Origin of the sequence: Pedobacter albus (assembly GCF_036324255.1) — a bacterium.
GTDB classification, from domain to species: Bacteria; Bacteroidota; Bacteroidia; order Sphingobacteriales; family Sphingobacteriaceae; genus Pedobacter; species Pedobacter albus.
In genome coordinates this window covers 630635-651548 of record NZ_JAZDQT010000003.1, presented here as the reverse complement: position 1 = coordinate 651548, position 20914 = coordinate 630635, and the positions used below count along the sequence as shown (strand labels likewise).

The 20914-nt window shown below is 45.3% G+C and carries 18 protein-coding genes; 8 read left to right on the top strand and 10 right to left on the bottom strand.

All coding sequences use genetic code 11. The annotated features are described in order from the left end of the window. Positions 1-11: 11 nt before the first annotated feature. From VRU48_RS17995 to VRU48_RS17955, 9 genes are all read right to left on the bottom strand, one after another. Entirely contained in the window at positions 12-1067 is a 1056-nt protein-coding gene (locus VRU48_RS17995; RefSeq protein ID WP_330109309.1) for a tetratricopeptide repeat protein, read from the bottom strand. An 84-nt stretch (positions 1068-1151) separates the two neighbouring features. Next, complete coding sequence (locus VRU48_RS17990; RefSeq protein ID WP_330109308.1) at positions 1152-2885, bottom strand: STN and carboxypeptidase regulatory-like domain-containing protein; 1734 nt, start codon at positions 2883-2885, stop codon at positions 1152-1154. Then, positions 2882-3850, bottom strand: a complete 969-nt coding sequence (locus VRU48_RS17985; protein WP_330109307.1) for a FecR family protein — start codon at positions 3848-3850, stop codon at positions 2882-2884. Before VRU48_RS17985 ends, VRU48_RS17990 begins: the two co-directional genes overlap by 4 nt. 11 nt (positions 3851-3861) lie before the next feature. Beyond that, the gene (locus VRU48_RS17980; RefSeq protein ID WP_330109306.1) at positions 3862-4416 is read right to left on the bottom strand and encodes an RNA polymerase sigma-70 factor; all 555 of its coding nucleotides are present in this window, start codon (positions 4414-4416) and stop codon (positions 3862-3864) included. Between the two features lie 83 nt (positions 4417-4499). Next, positions 4500-6002 (bottom strand): DUF4833 domain-containing protein, encoded by a 1503-nt coding sequence (locus tag VRU48_RS17975; RefSeq protein WP_330109305.1) that lies wholly within the window; start codon positions 6000-6002, stop codon positions 4500-4502. Between the two features lie 19 nt (positions 6003-6021). After that, entirely contained in the window at positions 6022-6591 is a 570-nt protein-coding gene (locus VRU48_RS17970; protein WP_330109304.1) for a head GIN domain-containing protein, read from the bottom strand. Between the two features lie 133 nt (positions 6592-6724). Continuing rightward, positions 6725-7828, bottom strand: coding sequence for a hypothetical protein (locus tag VRU48_RS17965; protein WP_330109303.1), 1104 nt, complete (start codon positions 7826-7828; stop codon positions 6725-6727). Between the two features lie 178 nt (positions 7829-8006). Beyond that, positions 8007-8309, bottom strand: a complete 303-nt coding sequence (locus tag VRU48_RS17960) for a GNAT family N-acetyltransferase (RefSeq protein WP_330109302.1) — start codon at positions 8307-8309, stop codon at positions 8007-8009. Between the two features lie 477 nt (positions 8310-8786). After that, the gene (locus VRU48_RS17955; RefSeq protein ID WP_330109301.1) at positions 8787-9731 is read right to left on the bottom strand and encodes a hypothetical protein; all 945 of its coding nucleotides are present in this window, start codon (positions 9729-9731) and stop codon (positions 8787-8789) included. 232 nt (positions 9732-9963) lie between these two features. Here VRU48_RS17955 and VRU48_RS17950 point away from each other — a divergent pair, with 232 nt between their 5' ends. From VRU48_RS17950 to VRU48_RS17915, 8 genes are all read left to right on the top strand, one after another. Beyond that, positions 9964-11217, top strand: coding sequence for an efflux RND transporter periplasmic adaptor subunit (locus tag VRU48_RS17950; protein WP_330109300.1), 1254 nt, complete (start codon positions 9964-9966; stop codon positions 11215-11217). A 1-nt stretch (position 11218) separates the two neighbouring features. Then, positions 11219-12679 carry a TolC family protein gene (locus tag VRU48_RS17945; protein WP_330109299.1) on the top strand — a complete coding sequence of 487 codons (1461 nt, stop codon included), beginning with the start codon at positions 11219-11221 and terminating at the stop codon, positions 12677-12679. Positions 12680-12843: 164 nt separating this feature from the next. After that, entirely contained in the window at positions 12844-13509 is a 666-nt protein-coding gene (locus VRU48_RS17940) for an ABC transporter ATP-binding protein (protein ID WP_330109298.1), read from the top strand. A 9-nt stretch (positions 13510-13518) separates the two neighbouring features. Next, on the top strand, positions 13519-14757 hold the full coding sequence (locus tag VRU48_RS17935) for an ABC transporter permease (protein WP_330109297.1): 1239 nt from the start codon (positions 13519-13521) through the stop codon (positions 14755-14757). A gap of 21 nt (positions 14758-14778) precedes the next feature. Further along, on the top strand, positions 14779-15963 hold the full coding sequence (locus tag VRU48_RS17930; RefSeq protein WP_330109296.1) for an ABC transporter permease: 1185 nt from the start codon (positions 14779-14781) through the stop codon (positions 15961-15963). Between the two features lie 21 nt (positions 15964-15984). Beyond that, positions 15985-17355, top strand: a complete 1371-nt coding sequence (locus VRU48_RS17925; RefSeq protein ID WP_330109295.1) for a sigma-54-dependent transcriptional regulator — start codon at positions 15985-15987, stop codon at positions 17353-17355. After that, positions 17339-18601, top strand: a complete 1263-nt coding sequence (locus VRU48_RS17920; protein WP_330109294.1) for a sensor histidine kinase — start codon at positions 17339-17341, stop codon at positions 18599-18601. Before VRU48_RS17925 ends, VRU48_RS17920 begins: the two co-directional genes overlap by 17 nt. Positions 18602-18666: 65 nt before the next feature. Then, positions 18667-19485: a L,D-transpeptidase family protein gene (locus VRU48_RS17915; RefSeq protein WP_330109293.1), complete on the top strand. Its 819-nt coding sequence runs from the start codon at positions 18667-18669 to the stop codon at positions 19483-19485. 37 nt (positions 19486-19522) lie between these two features. Here the strand turns inward: VRU48_RS17915 and VRU48_RS17910 are convergent, their stop codons facing one another. Continuing rightward, positions 19523-20848, bottom strand: coding sequence for a sulfatase-like hydrolase/transferase (locus VRU48_RS17910; RefSeq protein WP_330109292.1), 1326 nt, complete (start codon positions 20846-20848; stop codon positions 19523-19525). Positions 20849-20914: the final 66 nt, after the last annotated feature.

Sequence of the window (20914 nt, the reverse complement as noted above, 5' to 3'; positions counted from 1 at the left end):
AAAAAATAATGTTACCTGTAAATAGTTGAACCGTTAATTATTGGAGTTAAGCGATTGAAGATGGTGCTGTCTCCAGTTTGGGCACTATGTGCACCGATGATTGCCAGCCTGGCCAAACTTTCTTTTTTTCTGCCGGCAAAATAATCGACCATGGCCATGGCTTCTAACGCAGAATCGCTCTGCGGATCAAGCTGCATGGCGGCAGTGGCATGGATAGCTGCCTGGCTATCGTGTTTTCTCTTAAGCTCTACCCTAGCCTTTTGCGTAATGGCAAATATATCCTGCTTGTTGATGGCCAGCATTTCATCGCAATATTTGATGGCCTGATCATACTGACCTGTTTCGCGCTTGATGGCCGACAGTAATCCCAATGCTGGATAATTGGTCGGTTCATTAGCCAAAACATCCTTAGCTACTTTTTCCGACTCGGCGTATTCGTTCAGGTCGTACAGATAATTGGCTACCCCAAACTTTAACTGGTTATCTGCATTGCCCGTGGTTTTTAGCTCTTGGTAAACTTTTAGCAGTCCTTCTTTGCTTTTGCTCACCTCATCAACCTTTTTCATCATCACCGTATCCTTCACAGAGAGGTTGGACAGGAATTTGATAGCCGTCTCTACTTCATTGTAGAGGTCATCGTCGTTAATCTGTTTATCAACGATCTTATCAAAGGCAGCTCCCGCAGCAACTCTATCAAACGAATAGGCAGAGGCAATGATCATTTCGGCATTAGCCCTGATATCGTTTGGAAATTTCTTCAACACTTTTTCCAATTCTCTTTTGGCGGTGAGGTACTCTTTGTTTTCGATGGCCTTTTCGCTTTTACCCAAATCGATAGCGGCCGAGATATAAAATTGGGTACGGATAATACTGATCACAATTACAGCACCTAAACAAACAGCAAAAACCTTGATCCATTTAGGTATCGGATAGTTGATGAGGGTTGTGCGGCAAGAGGTGCAGAGATTGATTGGGTGGCCAGCCTCAAAGGGATTAACCTGGCAATTAACGCACAGGCTTTCATTAAGTTCAGTATCCTGAACGGTTGAGGGCGTATTTTCTTCCATAAGTTTAGTTTGGTAGGCTAAAGATAAAACTAGATTTTAATTTATCTGCAGCAATCTAAAAATACTCTTTCGCTTGTAGGCGAACTACATTATCGTTATCCCCGCACTCCAGCCTACCCAGCCCTTGTAACGGCCCACATCCTGATGCCGACTAGGCACGATCTGCTGCCTATAGTTTTTGCCACTCGAACCCATTGGCGCGTTGCTCACATAATAATTGTAGCTCGGTCCGCCAAAAATGCTCAATCCTTTAAACAGTTTGAACTGCAGGTTAAGCTGGCCTTTGTACAGCGTGTTGGCGTAGTCCCAGTTGCCCAGGTACAGGTGTTGCGCACTGAGTTCGGTGGCAAAAGAAAAGGTTTTTCCCAAAATAAAATCGTGCCCCATACCCAAACCGAAACTGATTACCTTGGCGGTGTCCGAAAAATTATAACCGCCAATCAGCATGGTATACAAATTGGCATTGCCCGATTTATAGGCCACATTGGCATTGATGGTTTCGTTGGTAGAAAAGCTCAGCTTATGGTAGCCTGTTTTTACCAAATTGATAAGGCCTAAACTGGTGCCCGATGAAGTATCGGACGCGTTAATCAAGGCCAACTGAAAACCCTTGTTGTTCTTGGCATAGTTGAACAAGCTCGAAATCTGCACGCCATGCACGGTACGAGAGCCAATATTACTAAGCCCCGCAACCTGCACCCCATTTACTTCCCTGCTGGCTATATTGCCCAAGCCTGCCACCTGTACGCCGCGTAAATTCTGGCTTACAATGTTAACCAAGCCCGCAATCTGCACCCCTTCTACATTTTTCTTTACCTGATTGAGCAGTCCTGAAACCTGCACGGCCTTAATGTTGCCCTGCACGCTGTTGTGCAAACCCGCTACCTGCACCCCCTCTACATTACGGCCCACCACGTTGAATACGCCTGCAACTTGCACCATTCTCATATCGCCTTTGTTGAGGTTGAAGATGCCGCCAATTTCTACGCCATCAACACCGGCCGTATAACCACCCAGCACATTGAGCGAGAACTTGTTAACTACCTGCGAGCTCATCATGCCATGCGAACTCAATCCCGGCGTTAGCGAAGCCTGAAACGGCGTATTGGCAAAAAAACTTGGGATATTGAGGTTTTGAAGACGCTGTTTCGAAGACAAGAAAAAACGTCCGATACCCAATTCTTCCAAGGCATTGCCAAAAAAAGTGCCCTTTTCCTTATCGGGATCGTTGTAGCCTTCGGGCTTTACATTGATGCTCGACAGAAAAACCAAAGCGGTATCGCGATAGGTTTCCTTGCTGGCCGTTAAAACGATCGACTGGTGCTCACCCTTGAATTTGAGCGTAAAAAAGCCATCGTTGTCGGTAATGGCCGATTGCAGCAATTTCTTTTCGTATACGCTGGCCTGCTTTACTTTTTTTCCAGTTTTGGTGTCGACTACATAGCCACTGATCATGTACAGGTTTTCGGCAGTGGTAATGTTTTCGGGCTCTATGGTAAAATGGTTTACGGCATAGCGCAAAATGATGTACGAATCGTTTTCCTTGTAATCTACCTTGCCATCAAACATGGCATCAAGCACTTCTCTTACCGGCTGGCTTTTGGCATTGAGGTTAACCAAGCTATCCTGGTTAATGAGCGAACCGTTGTAGGCGAAGTAGAAATTGCCCGCGTTGCTGATCTTTTGCAACACATCGCCAACACGCTCTTGCCTGGCACTAAAAGTGACCCTTTTTGATAGGTTGTTTTGGTAAACCGAGGTTTGCGCCTTCACCAATGTTGCCAAGCAGAGTAAAACAAGGGAGATTTTTATTTTCATTTCTGTTTTTTAGACAGCACAAGCTGTTGTTGGTGAGGGACAACTTCCAAATCAAGCGCATCGCAAATGATATCAAGGTTTTTGGTGAGCGAGCCATATTTTAAAGGTGCGGTAAAAGGAAGGTCTTTCACATCGTCGTTTACCACCACGTGGCTGCCATAAGCCTCGTTCAGGATATCGACCAACTCGTGCAACGGCGTATTGTTAGACACAAAAATACCGGTGCGGTAATAGCTGTACAATTGGTCTTTGCTCTGTTGCTTAGCCAGCTGTTGGGTAGCCGGACCTATGAAAATGCGTTCGCCTTTAACCAGCCTCACTTCTTCTTGGCCAAGTTTCACCTTTACAATGCCGCTTTCTACCACTACTTCTGTTTGGTTCTGGTCGAGGTGTTTGATATTAAACGAGGTACCAACCACCTGCACCGAAACCTGGCCCACATCGATTACAAAAGGTCTGTTTTTATCGTGAGCCACCTTAAAAAAGGCCTCTCCATGCAATAATTTTACGCTTCTATTGCTCTCGAAGTTACGGGCATAGCTTATGGCGGTATTTTTATTGATGGTAAGTTCAGAACCATCAGGCAGCACCTGGTTAGACACCATATTGCTTGGCGAAAGCTCAATATAGGCTGGTCTGAGCAAAGTATAAGCCGTCCATGCGCCAATAGCCAGCACCAAAACCGCGGCAATTCTTAACCAGCTCTTGTTGCTTGTTTTTAACGGCTTAACAACAGGCGCTGGCTGTGTAGGCAATACGTCGGCTTTGGCCTTGAATTTTAGCCAGGCTACCTCCACATCAGGTTCTTCTTTGGGCGCGATGTTGCCACTGGCCTGCCATATCTTTTCGAGTTGGGCAAAGTATTTGGCATTTTCGGCATCGGCCACGAGCCATTCGTTTACCTGCCTATTTTCTTCTTCGTTTGTTTCCTTGAGCAGGAACTTAATCAGTATTTCATCGTTCATCACTCTTCTCCTTAATTTAGATAGTCTTGGTAATACATCATCCCCAATAGGGCCAGCAACAGAAAATCAGACAGTTTTATGCGCAGCAGCCTCAGCGCCTTGCCCATTTGGTTTTCTACCGTTTTGATAGAAATATTGAGCTTTTCGGCAATTTCCCGGTACTTGAGTTCTTCGAAACGGCTCAGCTGGAAAATGGTACGGCATTGCTCGGGCAATTCGTTGAGTGCTTCCCGTAGCTTGATTTCCAATTCGCTGAGCTCGATTTTTGCCGAAGCCGAATCGCTCAGGTGGTCGGCCGTATGCAGGGTATAATCCTGGTATTTGAGCTTTACTTTTTCGTGCTTCAAAAAATTGAGGCTGTCGTTGTACACACATTTGTAGAGGTAGGCTTTCATGGAAGTTCCCACCTGCAGCAAGTCGCGCTTTTCCCAAAATTTAAGAAACAGTTGCTGCACTACTTCTTCGGCCATGTCTATGTCTTTTAGGATAAGATTGGCATAAGCATGCAGGGCCTTGTAATGGGTTTTGAACAATTGCTCAAAGGCCTGGTCTGTATAGTTGTTCACTGAAGTAATTGCCGCTAGATTCAATTTGTTGCGTAAATATATTAAGTTAATTCCTGAACCGTTCTGCTTTGTGCCAAAATCGTTTAGCCCAAATTGATCCTTTTGAGCACTTCGGCACCGCTCTCGCTGTTTACCGTAAACAAGTCGATATACTGTACTTTGGGGAACCAGAAAGAGCCTCCATTTACTTTAACGAATACGCGTTTGAGCAAAAGGTTTTTTCCCTCGTCTTTAATGTACATGCGGTACTGCTGGTCGCTTTCCGATTTGATGAGGTACAAAGGCATTTTTTTGTAGGCCGCCAACCTGATTTCGAATTGATTGTTGCCCAAAGCCCTGCACTTGACACCGTAGGCAAACTTCTCTTCAATGCCACTCAGGTTTTGGTATCTGCCTTGTTCTTCGTACCTGATCCACGAGCCTTTTACCGGATTTTCCTGGTTAACCGTGCCATCGTTTTTGTAGTTGAGTTCATAAATAACCGTGTTGGCATCGGGCGTACGCTGCAAAAAGAAAAGCAGGTCTTTGCTTTTGGGCGTTGGCAGATCTGCCGGTTTCTTTTCCTGTGCAAAAAGCACCTGACCAAGTGCCAAAAGCGCCATAATCAAGGCGATTTTGAACAGCCAATTGCTTGTTTTTTGAGCGCTCGAAACAAGCTTTGGCACCCGCGCCAGTTTATGCCTGTATATTTTAGCCGGACTGGCGAAAATGAAGAACAGCATTTCGCCTATTCCATCGCTATGCCTGATATCCCTAAGCATATCGCGGTATTCGTGAAAATTAAGAATAAACGGATTGGTCTTGCTCTCAACCGGCGTAGTGATGCCATACACCGGCTGTTCTTCTTCATATTGGAATGAACCAAAAAGATGGTCCCAGATCATAAAAGTGGCCCCGAAATTCTTGTCGAGGTATTTCTCCTGGCTGCCATGGTGTACCCGATGGTTAGATGGCGTACCAAAGTGTTTTTCTATAAACGGATGTAGTTTGCCAATGGCTTCGGTATGTACCCAAAACTGGTAAAGCGTACTGAGCTGGCTAGCTACCAGCACAATAATGGGATGAAAACCCATAAGCGCTACCGGAATAAAAAACACGGTTTTAAAGTGTTGTACCCAACTTTGCCTAAAAGCTACGGTAAGGTTGTAATGCTCGGCCGAATGGTGTACCACATGGGTTGCCCAAAAGAAACGGCAATAGTGCGAAATACGGTGCGACCAATAGCTGCAAAAATCGTAAATAACAAAGCAGGGGATTAAGGTATACCAGTTAAACTGCATGCGCCATGGCAACAGGTTGTACACCCAAATGGCCCCCGAAACCAGCACGGTTTTGAGCAACAGGTTAACGGCCAAATTTCCCAAACCAATGAGCAATGAGCCTTTGGTTTCCTGTTGCTCGTAAGTATGGTGCTCGCTAAAACGGGCAAGCACAAATTCTAGCAAAGTAAAGACGAAAACAAAGGGCAAGGTGTAGGCCACCAAATTGGGCGTACTGTGCTGCAGCTGATAAACATCTGTTAAGGCGATAGGCGCCGCACCGAAAAGTTCGGAAAGCGATTGCCAAAAGGTTTGGGTAGTTGACATATTGGTGTGTGTTGTGTGTTTAGAATTTGATTACTTTCCCCGACCCGCTAATACTGGCTTCTACAACAGGATTACCCGAATAATAAACCTTGCCGCTGCCACTAATGCTGGCCTTCAGTTTTTCTTGAACCGTTACGCGCGCATCGCCACTACCCGATAGGCTGGCTTTGGCATTTTTGCAGCTTAGTTTTTCAAAATCAACGTTTCCCGAGCCCGAAATATCGATATCTACATTATTGGCCGTGGCTACTTCTTTCATCAGCACTACTGCCGAGCCACTGATGTCTACGCTCAGGAAATCGATAAGCGGAAAAGCACCGCTAAGGTCTACCCTGCTGCTGCCACTCAGCGAAATGCGCGTTACTGTAGGCATGGTTACCGTTACCTCCACATCATCGTGCCTCACGCTTGCCCTTTCGTAGCCAACTTCAAGCTTGCCATTGCTTACGGTAGTTTTGAAATAAGGGATCAGGTTGCTCGAACCTTTCAATTCAACTTTGTACGCATTGCCATAAACAATATGCACAGGTGTTGAACCGCTGTTGTGCAAGGAGGCAAAAGCCGCCAGATCTCTCGTTACTGTTGTCATGTTCCCGTTAGCCGTAAGGTTATCCTTTTTACAAGAGCCTAAAAAAAGCGATAAGGTTGCAAGCCACAGGGGTGTTTTCGTGTTAATAAATGTTAAAATCGATTTCATAATGGATTGAATTACAAGGAGTGAATTAAAAAATAACATGGACGCCACCACCATAGCCGATGTAGAGGCTCTGCAAACGGTCAGACCATTTGTTTTGCCACGAATGCAGGTGCTGGGTATGGAGCAATTTGCCTTCGGTAGTATTGGTAGAAGTATAGTTGAACGATGGACCGCCAAATACTTCGAGGTGTTTGCCCAGTTTAAAGGCAGGCAGCACTTTAAACGACGATTTGAAGTAGTCGCCCGCCTTGAAGTCTTCCAAATGGCTGGCCGTTAATTCTACATTGAGCCTGAATACGTTTGAAGGGAAGAAGTGTGCGCCAAAACCTGCCTCAGCCGCATACACCTCTTTCTTGTTTTTAAGGTTATAGCCGATACCCAATATGCCATACAGTACCTTGCCGCCTGAGCGAAAAGTAAGCATAGTGGTTTGGCTCTCGTCGATGCTCAAGCCTAGGCTTTTTTCTCCGTTTTTTACAAAGTTGAGAATACCGATTGGGCAGTCGCTGCTATCGGCTACGTTGATGAAACCGGCAATTTGTGCGCCTTTCACTTTTCTGGCCACATTGATAAAGCCAGCAATTTGAGTACCCTTAATGTCTTTCGCTACGTTGATAAAACCGGCAAACTGCGAGGCATTTCCATTAGCAGCAATATTGGCAAAACCTGCAAATTGGCCTCCTTTTAAATTTTTGGCGATATTAGCGAAACCGGCCAGTTGCGTACCTTTTACCTCGCCACGTGCTACGTTGGCAAAGCCCGCCAAAGCGGCGCTGCCACCTTCGCCATACACATTGGCAAAGCCGGCAAATAACGGTCCGGTAGCTTTTTTGCCGATATGGTTAGAAAAGCCTGCAAACTGTGGCCCATAGGCCTGATTAAGCACAATATTGGCCAGGCCAGCGAAAGCAACGCCTTTCTCTACCGACGAAACTCCGGCGATGAGATGGATGGAAACATTATTGGTGTCTAACGGCGCATGTACACCATTGCTGCTTACCGGGTAAATTAATCCGAAATGTATTTTGTGGCTTTGGGCAAAACCCGAAAACCCGGTGCATAAAAGGCTTAGAAAAAACAGGCTTCTTAAAATGCGAGGCCCACTAAAGGGATAATTTTTGTTGATCATTTTCGTGTGATTTTAAAATGAGACAACAAAAGGCCGGCACACCCCTACGCGCTTATCGAAAAAAAATCAAAACACAAATAACACCCTAAAAATCAATCCATTAAAAATATATCATTAGCAAAAACAGCCCAAACTCAACTGAATTTGGGCTGTTTGCCATTAACCGAAGTGCCGAAATCTACTCGTCTTCGTTCTTTTTCCAGATATCTTCAAAATCTTGTGGATGCCTTTTAAATTGGGCATGCACATAAGGGCAAAGCGGAATTACCTTCAAGTGGTTTGCCTTTGCATAGCTTACCATGGCATTGAGCAATTGCTTGGCCAGTCCCCTACCTTCGGCTTGTGGTACCACCTCGGTATGGTATACGATCATCTCGTCGCCAGTGATGGCCAGGGCCATTTCGCCTAGCTGTTCGCCATTTTCTGTGACTACAAAAGCGCCTTGGTTACGTGCATCTAAATTCAGTTTAAGTTCTTCCATGATTTTTAAGAGATAGGTATTATGATTAGGGTTCTATGATAATTTTTCTTCGTGATGTTGACCAATTAGGACTTTTGCCCATCTATTTCCAATAGGCCATAATAGCCACAACAACTATGCCTATTCCATAAAATTTTGGCGTTTCGCTTTTATCGCCGGCTGCGCTATCAAACAGAGATAGGCGTTGCCAGTTATAGGCATAAACAATCGGCAAAGCCAAAAGGTTGTCATAATCTTAGAAAGGGCATAGCCCGAGAGTGGGCTTGGCCAAATCAGGCAGTTCATGCCATAAACGCGATTAAACCTAACTAACGTGCCTAGTTTTAACCGAGAGTGGCCAAAGAGAGTCGTCATAAAATAGCGTGCTAGATGCTAGGCGAAGATAAGGATTTGACCAGGTCCTTTTGCAGTTGGTTTTGTAAAAATTTAGAGCATTTTAAACAGAAAGTTGAAAGGGTTAAAATCATTATCTCCATCCTAACGCTGGCCTTTTTTTACTTTCTTGTACAACTCCTTTAAATCGCTTGATTTGAGGTTGTAGCCAAGCATGGTAATTCTGCAATAAATATTTTCACCGGTTTGTGCATTAATTACGGAGATGATTTTTCTGGTGCTATCTTTAATAAACAAGAAATAGTACAAAGGCTTGTCAGCATTCAGGATCAATCGGTCTAGCTCGTCTTTGGTTACTTTCTTATAGTTGTATCCGTAAGCTTTCAAAATGTGGTCATCCGTTTCTAAATATTCCTTACCACTAAAAATATTAATATGCATGAGGTTAAAATCAGCTATGTACAGCGTATCATTGGCCAGTTTGGCCAATTCCTGCATATTAGTATTCTCTTTGCGCCAGCTTACTTGCTGTTTCTTGGCCATAAGACCTGTCATTTGCTGCAAATAGTTTTTAGCCATACCAGGGCTCCAATTAACCAATAAACCACCTCCATCAAAACTAATCGTATCGAGATGGTCTTTAACTTTAAATGCCTTTACGCCTACCCGTAAGGGGATATATGCCATATGCTCAAACTCGAGCTTCTCTTTCGATTTCCCCTTCAAAAACTTTTCGCTCAAGGTTGCCAATGAAAACGAATAATAAATATTGGTTACCGTTGTGCGATTAGTCTGAAAGCTTGACACTTCTCTACAAAACATTAAAAAAGTATCGTTTGCACTGAATGCATTAGGCTGGCTCTCTGGCGTTAAAAATTGAAGGCCTTTGGTCAGCTTCCAATCTTTTCCCATGGCCTCCAAATATTGCTGGGCTTTCGGAGTTTTACTATCGTTGGCTATGACATAGGTTGTTCCATCCTTGATCAGATCCGCTTTGCTTACATCAAACGCAATGACCTGAGCCTGTATTTGATGATTGAAGAATAGCATCGATAAGATGAAAAAAGCGATGCTTGTGCGTAAAGACATATTCATTTGGGTAGCGTTAAGTTGGACGAAGATAATTAAAAGCGGAAAACTGGAAAGAACCCACCTTATATTTAGCCTTTCACACTTGACAGCTCACCATCTTTTTGTTCGATAAAGGGCAAAATGTTCGAAATCGGGCATTTTTTGATTTGAAAAAAATCATAATTAATTGATTTTAAACAATTTAACATTGGCATTCTGCTTGTAAAACCTTGTTCAAAAAACCTAATAAATGGACAAGCTCATCGAAGAAGAAGTTATTACCAAAAGAAAAAAGAAGCGTTACCTCGTGGCCTTCATCGTAGTGGCCTTATTGGCTTGCTGCGTTTGGCTGGTCAGGTCCTTTCTCAATCCCTCGCTCAACACCAATCAGTTTACCACCGCCAAAGTAGAAACCGGCGACATCGAAAATACCATTAATGCGACCGGCGAAGTATTGCCAGAATTTGAAGAAGTATTGGCCAGTCCCATCAATGCCTCTATCAAAAACGTAATTATGGATGCCGGCAACAAAGTAAAAGCCGGGCAATCTATTTTAACGCTCGACAAATCGCAGGCCCAAACCGATTATGAAAAACTGCAGTTTCAGATCGAATCGAAACAGAACGAAATCGCCAAACTCAAACTCGACCTCGAAAAAAGCTTTTACGATATCAAATCGAACAACAACATCAAACAGTTGCGCATCAGCAACCTCAAAGACATGGTAGCCGGCGCACAGCGCTTGTTTAAAGCAGGTGGTGGCACCAAGGAGGAAATTGAACAGACCCAGCTCAATCTTAAAGTAGCCGAACTCGAAAAGCAGCAGCTCGAAAACGAAATCAAGAGCAAGCAGCAAACCATGAAAATCGAGATCAGGGAAGCTGAAATTGCCTTAGCCATCCAACGAAACGACCTGGCCGCCTTAAAGCGCAAACTCGACCTGGCCAATGTGGTAGCCAGCAGGGATGGCGTAGTAACCTGGGTAAACAAGAATATCGGCACCAGCGTACAGCAAGGCGAGGCCATTGCCAGAATCGCCGATTTGAGCAGCTTTAAAGTAGCCGGGAGCATGTCAGACAACCAGCTGGAACAGCTGCACAACAACATGCCGGCCATCATCCGCATCAACGACGAACAATTGCGGGGTACCGTAACCAACATTTCGCCAGCCATTAAAAACAGTATTGTTTCGTTTGATATCCGTTTCGACGAAAAGAACAACAAACTGTTGCGTCCCAACATGAAAGCCGATGTGTTTTTGGTTACTGCGGTACACCACAAGGTAATCCGTGTAGCCAATGGCGCTGCTTTTAACGGTTCTAACCTGCAAGACATTTTTGTATTGACCAGCGAAGGCAAGGCCGAACGCAGAACGGTTAAAACCGGGCTCAGCAACTTCGATTACATCGAAATTGAAAGTGGCCTGAAGCCTGGCGACGTCATCATCACCTCTGATATGAGCAGCTATAAAAATGCTAAAGTATTGACCATTAACAAGCCCTAAGATGATGAAGACTTTACTCTTGGCTTTATTTTTAGCAGCTGGCTTTTCGGCCGCCGCCTTTACTGGACCAGACACTTTGCGCCTATCGCTGCCACAAGTGGTAGAAATGGCCAAAAACAACTCTATTGCCGCCAAGCAGGCCATCACCGTCAAAGAAACCAAATATTGGGAATGGCGCACGTTCAAGTCCAACTACCAGCCTCAATTGGCCTTAGAAGGCATTTTACCGGGCTACAACAAAAGCTACACCCAAGTATTGCAGCCCAACGGCACCATTTTGTTCCAACCGGTACACAACGACAATTCTTCGCTGACCATGAACTTTAAACAGAGCATAGCGGCCACAGGTGGGACCATTTATGGCACTACGCAGTTGCAGCGCTTTGCCGATTTCGACCGCCATAATGTGCTGTACAATGGTATTCCCTATGGCTTGGGCTATACCCAGCCCTTGCTCCAATTCAACAGCTTAAAATGGGACAAAAAGATAGAGCCCCTCAAATTCAACGAAAGCAAACAGGCCTACATCGAAGCGCAGGAAAAGATCTCGATTACCGTAACCGAATACTTTTTCGACCTCTTGCTGGCGCAGGTAAACCTGAGCATTGCCGAAACCAACCTCGAAAACACACAACGAATACTAACCATTGCCAATACCAAATTCGAGCTGGGCAAAATTGCCAAAAACGAAATCCTGCAGCTACAGCTCGAACAGCTCAATGCCCAAAAGGCCGTAGGTACAGCCAAACGCGACATGGAAATTGCCACCCTGAACCTGCGCAGCTATATTGGCATCGAGGGTGAAGACCGCATTGTGTTGGACATGCCCACCGCGGTTAAACAAATGACCGTGGCCACCGAAAAAGTGTTGGAAGAGGCTTTTGCCAACCGCTCTGATGCCATTGCCTTTGTAAGGCGCATTGCCGAAGCCAAGCGGGATGTGGCCAAGGCCAAGGGCGAAAACGGATTAACGGCAACGCTAAGGGCCAATTTGGGTTTTTCGAACGCGGCCAACAATGCTTTCGATGTATACCGCTCGCCTAAAAGTCAGCAATCGGTACAGTTGCAGCTGTCTGTTCCTATCCTCGATTGGGGCCGTTCCAAATCGCGCAGCAAAACCGCCGAAGCCAACGAAAAATTCACCACCTATGCCGTTGAGCAAGACAAGCAGACTTTTAAGCAACAGATTGTTACCCAGGTTACGCTCTTTAACATGATGAAAGAGCAACTGCAACTGACGTCGGAAGCCGAAAAAATCGCCGCCGAAAAATATAAAATCGCCAGCGAGCGCTATGTATTGGGCAATTTGAGCATTACCGACCTCAGCATTGCCTTTCAGGAAAACGATCGCGCCAAACGGGATTATGTAAGTTCTCTAAAGGATTTCTGGGGCGCCTATTACCAGTTGCGCTACCTCTCGCTTTACGACTTTGAAAAAAATCAGAAAATAACTTATGAGTAATCAATGAGTGAAGGAGAGAATATTGAATGAATGAATGACAGCATGAGTGAATGAATGATAGCATGAGTGAATGACAGAATGATCGAATGAATGTATACCCGAAAACTAACCATAAACCTTAATCCTTTAACCAATTTTTAATATAAAATCATTAACTATACGACATGATACGCTTACAGAACATTGAAAAAGTTTACCGCACGGCTACGGTAGAAACCCTAGCTATTAATGGCATCAGCCTCGACGTAGCCAAAGGCGAATTCTTATCCATTATGGGGCCTTCTGGCTGTGGCAAAAGTACCCTGCTCAACATTATGGGCTTGTTAGACGAACCTTCAAAAGGGGTTGTGCAAATAGACAACCAGCAGATTTCGAGCTTTTCAGACCAGCAATTGGCCAAGTTCAGGAACCAAAAACTGGGCTTTATTTTCCAGAGCTATCACTTGATCAACGATTTGCAGGTACTGGATAATGTGGAACTACCCTTGCTTTACAGAACGGCATCGGCCAAAGAGCGCCGGATGCTAGCCACCGAAGCCCTGGAAAAAGTTGGCTTGAGCAACCGCCTCAAACACTTTCCCTCGCAACTCTCGGGCGGACAACGCCAAAGGGTGGCCATTGCACGGGCCATTGTGGGCAGGCCACAAATCATATTGGCCGATGAGCCTACTGGTAACCTCGACAGTGCCATGGGCAACGAAATCATGGATATCCTCATTAACCTGAACCGCAACGATGGCACCACTATCGTTATGGTTACCCACGATGAAAACATGGCGCACAAAACCCACCGTTTGGTACGCTTATTTGATGGTTCTCAAGTTCAATAATCCTGTATCATGCTTAAAAATTATTTCAAAATAGCCATAGCGGTACTCAAGCGAAGAAAATTCTTCACTTTCATCAGCTTGTTCGGCATTAGTTTTACGCTCACCATTTTGATGGTAGCTACAGCGTTTTTAGACAAGGTAATCAGTGCGGGTTATCCCGACAACAAAAGAGACAGAAGCCTGTACATTGCCACCATGGAGCTCAGAAATACCAAACAAGGCTGGCTCAACAGAAGCGATGTGTCCTTCTACTTTTTAGACCATTACGTATCTACGCTTAAAACACCAGAAAAACTGGCCATTTCTTCGAGCTCGCAACCGACCAATGCCTACATCAACAACAAAAAAATAGTCATCAATTTTAAATTTACCAATGCAGCCTACTGGGACGTCTTGGAATACAAATTTTTAGAAGGCAAACCTTATAGTGTCCAGGAAATTGCAGCCGCGAGCCAGGTAGCCGTAATCTCTGCAGACACCAAGAAAGCCTATTTTGGCGATGTGCCTAGCGCACTGGGCAAATACATTCTGGTAGACAATGTCAATTATCGGGTAATTGGTGTGGTAGACAACGTAAACCGAACCATGTACAACATATATGGCGACGTTTACCTGCCTTACACGGTATCGAAAGCCGATTACAAAAAGGTAGAGCTGATGGGTGGCTACAATGGCATCTTGCTGGCCAAAAACAAAGCAGATATGCCTAAAATACAAGCCGAATTCGATCAAATGATGACCAAAGTGCCTATTCCAGATAAGGAATTCGACAAGCTTTACAGCAACGCCGATCCTTTTTTTGAAAGCATGACCAGAAGGATTTTAGGCGATGGTTCCAATTCGGGAAAAGGCATGGCCTTAACCATTTTGGGATCGCTGGTCTTTCTGTTTGTATTGTTGCCTACGCTCAATCTGGTCAACATCAACATTACCCGGATCATGGAGCGTTCTTCAGAAATTGGCGTGCGCAAGGCCTTTGGTGCCTCTTCCAAAACATTGGTCTACCAGTTTATTGTAGAGAACCTCATCTTGACCCTATTGGGAGGCCTCATCGGCATTGTTTTGTCGGTACTGATTATTTATGTGGTGAACGATTCGCAACTGATTCCAAACCTCAACCTCACTTTTAACCTCAAGGTTTTGGGTTATAGCCTGCTGGCCTGCTTGTTTTTCGGGCTTATTTCTGGCGTATATCCGGCCTGGCGCATGTCGAGGTTAAACGTAGTTAAAGCATTAAAGGCACAATAACATCCATTAAAAGAAATTATCATGTTTAAGCATTTATTCAAATTATTGTGGAACAAAAAGAAACAAAACTTCTTGTTCCTTTCAGAAATACTGGTGTCTTTTTTGGTCATCTTTACGGTATGCTCTTTCCTGGTATTTTATTACCAAAACTACAGCAGGCCCATGGGTTTCGAGTATAAACAGGTATGGCCCATCAGCTACAGCAACGTGCCCCAGTTTAAAACCACCGACTCAGCCGTTGCCTATTTCGACAACCTGCGCCAAAGCATACAGGCTATGCCCAAAGTAGAAGCCGTTAGTTTTGCCAGCGGCAACTTCCCTTTTTCTAACAGCACCATGAGTACGGGCATTCACTACAAAGGCAAAAAATACGACCGGGTAAACAATTATCGGGTTGATAAAGACTACGACAAGGTGATGACGATCAGCTTGCTTGAAGGCCGCTGGTTCAACGCCAACGATGCCGTGGGCAAAGACAAGCCGATATTGATTAACGAAACGCTCAAAAAAGCCATGTTTGGCGACCGTCCGGCTACCGGACAACTGATTGGCGATTACAACGACAAGGAAAAAATGAAAGTTATTGGGGTTATGAAAGACATCAAGGCCAACGGCGATTACTGGCCGGCAGGCAATGCCATGTTCGTACCGATTGATACGGGAACCATCAAATGGCAAAACAACATCCTGGTAAAGGTTAAGCCCGGCACCGATGCCACTTTTGAGGGCAAACTCAATAAGTTCATGGCCAATTACATGAAAAACTCGACCATAGAAATTTCGCATTTAGACCAGATGAGGGATTCGAAAAACTCGGAAACCCTTATCCCCATGATTATTTTTATCATCGTGGCCAGTTTCTTGGTCATCAATGTGGCCCTGGGCCTGTTCGGCGTGCTTTGGTACAACATCAACAAGCGCAAGGGCGAAATAGGCCTACGCCGGGCCATTGGCGCCAGTGGCAAATCGGTGGCTTACCAGCTGGTTGGCGAATCGCTCATTCTGGCTACCATGGCGCTGATTGTAGGTTGTTTCTTTGCGGTTCAGTTTCCTTTGCTCCATGTATTTAACCTACCTGCCAATGTTTATGTAATTGCCATGCTATTGTCTATCTGCTTTATTTACTTGCTGGTTTTTATCTGTTCGCTTTATCCCGGCAAACAGGCGGCGGCCATACATCCGGCAATTGCATTGCACGAAGATTAATTCATTATCTTAACTTCGCGTATGATCTTAATTGTTGACGACGACATTGCCGTTAGAACCTCTTTGCTCTTATTGTTGCAGAACCATAAGTACGAAGCCATAGGTGCCGACAGTGCCAGCAAGGCCTTAAAAATAATGAGCCAGCAAACGCCCGAGCTCGTTATCCTCGACCTGAACTTTTCTATAGACACCTCTGGAAAAGAAGGAATGGCCCTGCTCAAAGAAATAAGAGAGAACCATACCATGCCCGTGCTATTAATTACTGGCTGGGGCAGCATAGCATTGGCCGTTGAAGGCATGAAATTGGGTGCGAATGATTTCATTAACAAGCCTTGGAACAACGACCATCTGCTCCAGTCGGTAAAAACATTGCTGAGCCTGCAAAACCAACAACCCGCGCCACAAAATCGCAAGCAGTTAGACAAACAATACAACTTTAAGCAGTTGATTGGCGAAGATGCGCGAATGATTGCCATTTTAGAAACCATTGGCCGTGTGGCCACCACCGATGCCTCGGTGCTCATTACCGGCGAAAGCGGCACCGGCAAGGAACTGATTGCCGAAGCCATTCACGAAAACAGCAAGCGCAGCAACAAGCCTTTCATCAAAGTAAACCTGGGTGGCATTGCGGCCTCGCTGTTCGAAAGCGAAATGTTTGGCCATGTGAGAGGTGCCTTTACCGATGCCCGATTTGATCGGATGGGCCGTTTTGAGCTGGCCAATAAGGGCACCATCTTTTTAGACGAAATTGGCGATTTGGAAAGTGGCAGCCAGGTTAAGCTCTTGCGGGTGCTGCAAGACAGAACCTATGAAGTGTTGGGCAGCAGCCGTACCAAAACAGTAGATGTACGTGTAGTTTGCGCTACCAACAAAAACCTGAACGAATTGGTGGCCAAAGGCCTTTTTAGGGAAGACCTGCTTTACCGCATCAATTTAATCCACATCCATTTGCCTCCGTTAAGAGAACGCCAAGGCGACATTCCTCTACTGGTCGGATTTTTTATGGGCAACATGAAGGAAATCTATGGCCGGCCTAACTTGTCGGTAGCTCCCGCCGCCATGAAGTGGTTGCAAAAGCTCCAGCTTCCGGGCAACATCAGGCAACTGAAAAACCTCATCGAACGCACGGTACTGGTTAGTGGCAACGAGGTGCTTAACATTGAAGATTTCCAGTCGCAACTGGAACTTTCACCGGTTCAAAAAGACAAAAACCAATTGCCAGGCGTGGGCACCATGACTTTGGAAGAAATGGAAGAAGGCATGGTACGCCAAGCCATGAGCTTCCATAAAAACAGGATCAGCAAGGCTGCAGCCTCCTTGGGCATTACCCGCAATGCGCTTTACCGCCGTTTAGAAAAATACCAAATCCCGTTTAATGAGGCTGAAGATTAAATATATCGCGTTCATTGTTATCATTCACCTGGTAGCCCTCGCCTTAAGCTATTTCGTGTTCGAAAAAGACAAGCTCATCTTCATGATAGCCGAAATACTGGTTATTTTCTCCATCCTCATTGCCTTCAACCTCTATCAACAGCTCATCAGGCCTTTAAACTATCTGCAAGAAGGCATCAATGCCATCAAAGACCGCGATTTTACAGTGAAGTTTCTGCCCACCGGCAAAAAAGAAGTCGATTCGCTGATTGGCGTTTACAACCAGATGATCGATGAACTGCGCCAAGAAAGAACGAGGCAAGAGGAGCAGCATTTTTTCTTGGAAAAGCTGATCCATACCTCTCCTACGGGCATCATTATTTTAGACTACGACCGCCAGGTTAAACAGATCAACCCCAAAGCCGAAGAAATTTTAAACGCCAACCCCGAAATACTGCATAAATACGTACACCAGCTCCAAGTTGGTACGGCCAAAATTATCCGTGTGCAAGGCCTGCGGACCTATAAACTACAGAAGTCGCATTTTATAGACCGTGGTTTTGAAAGGGTTTTCATTTTGCTGGAAGAGGTAACGACCGAAATACTCGAAACCGAGAAAAAAGTGTACAGCAAGGTGATCAGGATGATGGCCCACGAAGTGAACAATACCATTGGGCCGGTCAATTCGATCATCAGCACCACCCTGCAAACCCAAGACCTCTGGCAAAATGCCACGCACCCGCAGCTGCAAAATGCGCTTGAAATAGCTTTAGACCGAAACCAGAACCTGAATCTGTTTATGCGCAACCTGGCCGATTTGGTAAAACTGACGGCCGTAAACCGTCAGCAGGTCGACCTATCGGCACTGCTCAAATCCATAGCGCAGCTGTTGCATTTCAATGCTACGCAAAGGGGCATCGTTTTCGAATTCGACCTTCCCGAAGCTCCTTTTTATATCCAGGCAGATATGCCACAAATGGAACAGGCCCTGCTCAACATTGTAAAAAATGCCACCGAAGCCGTAAACGAAAACGGATTAATCAAGTTTATGCTTTCCGCTACAGAGAAAAAGCTCGTTATTGCCGATAACGGTCCCGGCATTTCGGAAGAACACAGTGAACAGCTGTTCAGCCCTTTTTTCAGCACCAAAAAAGATGGCCAGGGCATTGGCTTAACTTTGGTGCGGGAAATTTTATTGAACCATGGCTACGAGTTCTCCCTCAAAACCATCGGCCCGGGCCAAACCCATTTCACTATCTATTTTTAAAAAATATTTCATAAAACTATAAAATTAGTTATTGTTTAGTTAACTTTATTACAAAGGTTTACGACATGAAATATTCTGGCGTTTTTTTATTGCTCGCCCTCATGGCTGGCGCTTGGACTTGGCTGCTGACAAAAGCCCCTGTAACTGCCCAAATTACCCATAACGAAGTCCCGCTCTGGAACGATTCGCTGTGGAAGCACTTGCCCAAAAGCATAGATACCAGCATTAGGGTTGAAGATGCTCAAGGCGGGCGACTAAAATTTAAACAATACATTGTCCTTCTATTTAATCAGGAGGCGATGATTTATCAAGACAATGGCCAATGGAAACTGCAACGTTTTAACGAAAGCGCAATGGATTCGCTGAGAAAAGACGATTACGCCGTGGCAAGATCGGTCAGATGGGAAGCCTATCGAAACCGGAACCTCAGCATGGCTTGGTCCGAAAAACTAAATGACATTGCCCATATGCTGGCTTTGGGCGATCATGTACTGGTTTTAAAAAGCCAAAGAAAACTAATGGTGAGCAGAAACGGCACCAAGCTTCTAGAACTACCTATTAACCTGGGCTGGTCGCCGGTGGGCAACAAGGTAAGCGATGGCGATGGAAAAACACCCGAAGGAGTTTATCACCTGGACCTGAAAACCGAACGCAACGACAACCTATACAAAAGCATTTGGATCTCCTATCCCAATGCCGAAGACAAGCTTATCGCTCAAAAAAGAGGTGTTAAGCCTGGTGTTGGCATCATGATCCATGGTACAACGCCCGCCAAAAAGAATGCAAAAGACTGGACCGCAGGCTGTATTGCCCTAGCCAATAAAGACATCGACAGCTTGTTTGCCCACATTGGCCCAGGAGCAACCATAGAGATCCGCAAATAAGACATCAGACTTTTATATGCTGAAGCTATCTCAACAATCAATTTTTCCCGTAAGGATATTGGTCTAGTTTAGCCGTAAGCTTGGCCGTAAGTTCGGGATAATCGCTTTTAAGGTTCACTCTTTCTGCCGGATCGGCCTCGAGGTTATACAATTCGATAGTGGTTTCGTTCTTTTCTTTGATGCGGCGAAGCTTCCAAATGCCATCCCTAACCGCTTCGGGCACGCCGTTGTTTACATAATAAAACGGCTGGTGCGCATCGGCTCGCTTTCCGGTAAGCAGGTTTCTTACATTTTCGCCATCCAGGGTTTGGCCCTTAGGCAAGGTACTACCCGTAATGTTGGCCAAGGTTGGCAAGATATCTAAACAGGTTAACGGCTTTTTCAATACGCTTGGTTGGGTTTGTCCAGGCCAGTAAAAGATAAAAGGAACACGATCGCCACCTTCGTAGGTGGTGCCTTTGCTGCCCCTAAAAATTCCGGCGTAACCGGCGTGGTTGCGTTTGGTCACGTGGTCGTCGCTCATCCTGTCGGGATAGTTTGACCAAGGGCCATTATCGCTCGAAAAAATAAAGATGGTGTTCTTGGCAAAGCCCTGCTGTTCTATGGCTTTCCAAACCGCCGCAATGCTTTTGTCCATTTCGTTGATTACAAAACCCAGTTCGCCACCTTTTTCGTTATTATTCTTGTTCTTCTGCGCGGCGAACCAAACCGGCAAATGGGGCATATTGTAGGCCAGGTACAAAAAGAAAGGCTTGTTTGCTTTTTGCTTTTTGATAAAACTGATGGCTTCCCTGCCGTACAAATTGGTTAACGAACTATCGGCAGGCTGTATGATTTCGGCCTTGTTGCCCCGATAAATTTTTAGGGTCGAATCTGTTTTTACGTAAGGCGTATGGTAATCGTGGCTGTACAACATGCCATAATAGTTTGCAAAACCCTGTTGCATGGGCAGGTTTTCGTAATGATCGCCCAAATGCCATTTGCCCACCATAGCGGTTTGGTACCCATTTGCCCTGAGCATTTCGGCCAGGGTTACTTCACTGGCGGCCAGTCCCTGTTTTTGGCCTGGTGCCAAGGGCGATGGAATGTCGAAACGCGTAGGATATCTTCCGGTGAGCAAGCTGCCACGCGAAGGCGAACACGAGGGCGAAGTAACCGCATAATTGGTGGCCTTTACGCCTTTGGCAGCCATTTGATCCAAAAACGGTGTTTCGATTACCGGATTGCCATAGCAGGATAAATCGGCATAGCCTAAATCGTCGGCAAGAATAAGTACGATATTGGGGCGTTGCTGGGCAACAGCAAACTGCGTCAAGCCAGCAAAGAGGAGCAGAAGCCCTCCTTTTAATAGATTGTTGATCATGGTAAATAGCTAAAGATAGATTCTAACGCTAAAGTTAATCCTTATTTTCTATTTTACCACTTTGGC

Coding starts and splice junctions, on each gene's coding strand:
- VRU48_RS17990 (WP_330109308.1), bottom strand. CDS start 2,885: ATGAAAATAAAAATCTCCCTTGTTTTACTCTGCTTGGCAACATTGGTG.
- VRU48_RS17955 (WP_330109301.1), bottom strand. CDS start 9,731: ATGTCTTTACGCACAAGCATCGCTTTTTTCATCTTATCGATGCTATTC.
- VRU48_RS17965 (WP_330109303.1), bottom strand. CDS start 7,828: ATGATCAACAAAAATTATCCCTTTAGTGGGCCTCGCATTTTAAGAAGC.
- VRU48_RS17975 (WP_330109305.1), bottom strand. CDS start 6,002: ATGTCAACTACCCAAACCTTTTGGCAATCGCTTTCCGAACTTTTCGGT.
- VRU48_RS17920 (WP_330109294.1), top strand. CDS start 17,339: ATGAGGCTGAAGATTAAATATATCGCGTTCATTGTTATCATTCACCTG.
- VRU48_RS17970 (WP_330109304.1), bottom strand. CDS start 6,591: ATGACAACAGTAACGAGAGATCTGGCGGCTTTTGCCTCCTTGCACAAC.
- VRU48_RS17930 (WP_330109296.1), top strand. CDS start 14,779: ATGTTTAAGCATTTATTCAAATTATTGTGGAACAAAAAGAAACAAAAC.
- VRU48_RS17985 (WP_330109307.1), bottom strand. CDS start 3,850: ATGAACGATGAAATACTGATTAAGTTCCTGCTCAAGGAAACAAACGAA.
- VRU48_RS17995 (WP_330109309.1), bottom strand. CDS start 1,067: ATGGAAGAAAATACGCCCTCAACCGTTCAGGATACTGAACTTAATGAA.
- VRU48_RS17960 (WP_330109302.1), bottom strand. CDS start 8,309: ATGGAAGAACTTAAACTGAATTTAGATGCACGTAACCAAGGCGCTTTT.
- VRU48_RS17950 (WP_330109300.1), top strand. CDS start 9,964: ATGGACAAGCTCATCGAAGAAGAAGTTATTACCAAAAGAAAAAAGAAG.
- VRU48_RS17925 (WP_330109295.1), top strand. CDS start 15,985: ATGATCTTAATTGTTGACGACGACATTGCCGTTAGAACCTCTTTGCTC.
- VRU48_RS17910 (WP_330109292.1), bottom strand. CDS start 20,848: ATGATCAACAATCTATTAAAAGGAGGGCTTCTGCTCCTCTTTGCTGGC.
- VRU48_RS17935 (WP_330109297.1), top strand. CDS start 13,519: ATGCTTAAAAATTATTTCAAAATAGCCATAGCGGTACTCAAGCGAAGA.
- VRU48_RS17915 (WP_330109293.1), top strand. CDS start 18,667: ATGAAATATTCTGGCGTTTTTTTATTGCTCGCCCTCATGGCTGGCGCT.
- VRU48_RS17945 (WP_330109299.1), top strand. CDS start 11,219: ATGATGAAGACTTTACTCTTGGCTTTATTTTTAGCAGCTGGCTTTTCG.
- VRU48_RS17940 (WP_330109298.1), top strand. CDS start 12,844: ATGATACGCTTACAGAACATTGAAAAAGTTTACCGCACGGCTACGGTA.